Source organism: Arthrobacter sp. Cr_A7 (genome assembly GCF_029222765.1).
Classification (GTDB): domain Bacteria; phylum Actinomycetota; class Actinomycetes; order Actinomycetales; family Micrococcaceae; genus Arthrobacter.
Window position 1 is genome coordinate 1 of sequence record NZ_JARHXQ010000012.1, and the last position, 708, is coordinate 708.

A 708-nucleotide genomic window follows, 5' to 3' on the forward strand; every position below is an offset into this window, starting at 1 on the left:
AAGCGGTGGTAGCCCGGGAGAAGGATGCCCCGGTTTCGCTGGAGACCATCCTGGTGCCGGATCCGGGTCCGGGGGAGGCGCTGGTGGATATTCTCACCTGCGGTGTCTGCCACACGGACCTGCATTACAAGCAGGGCGGCATTGGCGATGAGTTCCCGTACCTGCTGGGCCATGAGGCCACCGGCGTTGTCAGTGCTGTTGGTCCGGACGTCACCTCTGTGACACCGGGCGACCGCGTGATCCTGAACTGGCGTGCGGTGTGCGGGCAGTGCCGGGCGTGTGCCAAGGGCCAGCCGCAGTACTGCTTCAACACGGCCAACGCCACCCAGAAAATGACCCTGGAGGACGGCACCGAGCTGTCTCCCGCGCTGGGCATCGGCGCGTTCGCGGAAAAGACGCTGGTCGCGGCAGGACAGTGCACCAAGGTCGACCCCGAAGCTGATGCTGCCGCCGTGGGCCTGCTCGGCTGTGGTGTGATGGCCGGCATCGGGGCTGCGATCAACACCGGTGAGATCAAGCGCGGAGAATCCGTTGCCGTCATCGGCTGCGGCGGAGTGGGCATCGCCGCGATCGCCGGCGCCAAGCTGGCAGGTGCCACGACGATCATCGCCGTGGACATCGACGACAACAAGATCGAAATGGCCAAGTCCCTGGGCGCCACGCATGGAGTGAACTCCAAGCAGGAAGACGCCGTCGAGGCCATCCGTG

Annotated in this window: 1 protein-coding gene; it reads left to right on the top strand. The window is 65.8% G+C overall.

Annotated elements, in window-relative coordinates; all coding sequences use genetic code 11:
• Positions 1–708: alcohol dehydrogenase catalytic domain-containing protein (locus tag P2Q66_RS00655; protein ID WP_275724778.1), on the top strand; the 708-nt coding region annotated here is incomplete at both ends.